Source organism: Candidatus Babeliales bacterium, from assembly GCA_019749895.1.
Classification (GTDB): domain Bacteria; phylum Babelota; class Babeliae; order Babelales; family RVW-14; genus AaIE-18.
In genome coordinates, this window is sequence record JAIEPG010000007.1 from 1 (window position 1) to 2,619 (window position 2,619).

Annotated in this window: 3 protein-coding genes and 2 tRNA genes; all 5 read right to left on the reverse strand. The window is 46.1% G+C overall.

What is annotated here, in order from left to right; translation table 11 throughout:
- A tRNA-Asn gene (locus K2W90_05480) sits at positions 1-76 on the reverse strand.
- A gap of 116 nt (positions 77-192) precedes the next feature.
- Positions 193-269, reverse strand: a tRNA-Val gene (locus tag K2W90_05485).
- A gap of 142 nt (positions 270-411) precedes the next feature.
- Positions 412-1,935 carry a leucyl aminopeptidase gene (locus K2W90_05490; GenBank protein MBY0353790.1) on the reverse strand — a complete coding sequence of 508 codons (1,524 nt, stop codon included), beginning with the start codon at positions 1,933-1,935 and terminating at the stop codon, positions 412-414.
- A 4-nt stretch (positions 1,936-1,939) separates the two neighbouring features.
- Positions 1,940-2,320 carry an iron-sulfur cluster assembly scaffold protein gene (locus K2W90_05495; protein MBY0353791.1) on the reverse strand — a complete coding sequence of 127 codons (381 nt, stop codon included), beginning with the start codon at positions 2,318-2,320 and terminating at the stop codon, positions 1,940-1,942.
- Positions 2,321-2,325: 5 nt separating this feature from the next.
- Positions 2,326-2,619, reverse strand: a 294-nt coding sequence (locus K2W90_05500) for an aminotransferase class V-fold PLP-dependent enzyme (protein MBY0353792.1), incomplete at its 5' end; no start/stop codon positions are given.

A 2,619-nucleotide genomic window follows, 5' to 3' on the forward strand; every position in this document is an offset into this window, starting at 1 on the left:
TGGCTCCCCGAGCAGGACTCGAACCTGCGACCTAACGATTAACAGTCGTGTGCTCTACCAACTGAGCTATCGGGGAATGCATTTCAGAAGACGCTCTGTTTTTTGGCTTTCTAGGTGCTTTTCCTATGACCTCATTAGAGAGGATGGCCTGCCAACCGAAGCTACGAGTGCATAAGCACGAAGAGCGTAGGTTGGTGGGCGAAGCAGGATTCGAACCTGCGACCCCCTGCTTGTAAGGCAGATGCTCTAACCAACTGAGCTATTCGCCCCTTACTGCCGTAAAAAACAGATGAACAAAGATTAGAGTAAAAACAACTTCAAGTCAAAGGTTTTTTGCCCTAATCTTTGTTTTTTAACTATTCTACTTCGCCAGAAGGGTTTTTGCTTCGAAGAATTTCGCGCTTATGCGCTTCATTTCTTAAAATTAAGTACAAAATCTACCAAGAGTCTAATCCCTGCTCCTGCTGAAGTTTTGCCCAGATAGCTAATGTTTCCAGGCACACCGTCTGCCGTTCCTGCAATATCAAGATGCGCCCAACGTGCCTTGCTTACAAACTCGCTCAAAAAGCAGGCTGCGGTGATGGTGCCGGCTTTGTAGCTGCGGCTGCCTGAGTTTGAAAGGTCGGCAACTAATGAGTTGTTAGCAGGTTTAAAGTCATCATCAAGCGGCAATGGCCACACGCGGTCGCCGGTCTTTTTACCAATTTCTGGCAGCACGCGCATCAGCTCTTCGTCTTGCGTCATGAGGCCGGTGTAGAAGTAGCCCAGCGCAAACAAGCAAGCGCCGGTGAGCGTTGCAATGTCGATCATAACGTCGGGGTTATAAAATTTTTCGGCATAGCACATAGTGTCGGAAAGGATTAAACGGCCTTCAGCGTCGGTATTTTGAATCTCAATAGTTTTGCCGTTCATGGCGGTAACAATATCGTCTTGGCGTGATGCCTTGCCGCTTGGCATATTTTCAACCAACGGCGTAAGGCCTACCACGTTAATGTCGGGGTTGAGCTGTGCAAAAATTTTCATGGAGGCAATAACGGCTGCTGCACCAGACATATCGTACTTCATGCCGGTCATATAATCGGACCCTTTTAAGCTGATGCCGCCGCTATCAAACATAACGCCTTTGCCCAACAAGGCTATTGTTGGTTTGTCTTTTGATTGGGCTTTGTATTCAAGAACTACAAATTTGCCCGGTTGATCAGAACCCGCATCAACGGCCATCCACGCCCCCATGCCCAGCTTTTCAGCTTGCTCGCGTCCAAAGATGGTGCATTTGAGGTTGTGTTGCTTAGCAATTTTTTCTGCTTCGTCTGCCAGTGCGGTTGGCGTCATCACGTTTGCTGGGGTGTCGGCCCAGTGGCGCGCTTGGTTAATAGCCTCGCCCATAATGTCGCCCTGTTTTACGCTTGCTGCCAACGCCTGTTCTTCGTTTGCATCAACAACAACGCTGATAGTGCAAGACCAATCTTTTTTAGGCTCTTTAGTTTTGTAGATCATAAATTCGTAGTCTGCCATGTGTGCGGTAACTACGAGTTGCTTCATTAATTCTGCATTCCCGATGGTGTACGGCTTTGCCTCAGGTAGGCCCATAACCGCTGAACGCAGGCCATGCTTTTTGAGCAACAAGATAGCGCTGCCAAGGGTGCGGCGTAATTTTTCTAATTCAACATCCCAGCTTTTTGTGTGTTTACCAAGGCCCATAAAAATGAACTCAACCAAGCGGTCGTTTTGCATGGCGGTTAAAACATATGATTGGCCTTGCTTGCCTTCAAAGTTGTGCTTTTTAAGTACCGCTTTAACGTGCGGATAATATTCTTCAATTTTGGTAAAGTTAGCGTTATCAGATTCGGTTTCTAAAGATTCATTAACGAAAAAAATGTAACTGTCTGCTTGGTTGTCCCAAAAATTTTGAGACGTTGGCTTGATAATAATCATACGCTTATCCTTTGAGTTGGTTGAGATACCCACTAATTCCTTCTTGAAGTGCTTGCAGTGAAAGGAGTGCACATTTAATGCGCACGGGCCCCAGCTCTATGCCAATTAAATCAAGAATATCCTGCTCGGTTAATGCAAGAATTTGCTCAGTTGTCTTGTGTAAAGATTGTTCGGTTAGCATTGAAGCGGTTGCTTGGCTAATCACACAGCCACTACCTTGAAAAGCGACCTGCGTAAGCACGTTGCCAGCCAGTGTGCCTTCAATATGCATAACGTCGCCACACGACGGGTTTTTTTTGTCCGATGAAAAAGTAGGGCTTTCTAGCGGTATATTGTTGCGCGGATATTTAAAATGATCGAGTAATTCTTCTTGGTACATATTCATAAACGTTATCTTTTTAATGATCTAAAAAATTGTATGCCGTCTGCCAGATGTTTAAGGCAATGTTCAACATCTTCGTGCGTGTTGTACATGCCAAAGCTGATACGTAACAGTGCTGCCACGCCTAAAAGTTGTGCTAGTGGTTGTGCGCAGTGGTGCCCTGCTCGCAGAGCAATGTTGTGGCTTGCAAGATACGTTGCCAAATCATGTGGGTGGATATTATCTACCCAAAAACTGACCAAGTGACCTTGCTCAACAAGCGCTTCATGATTACCAGCGATATGCACGCCATTAAGCTTTTG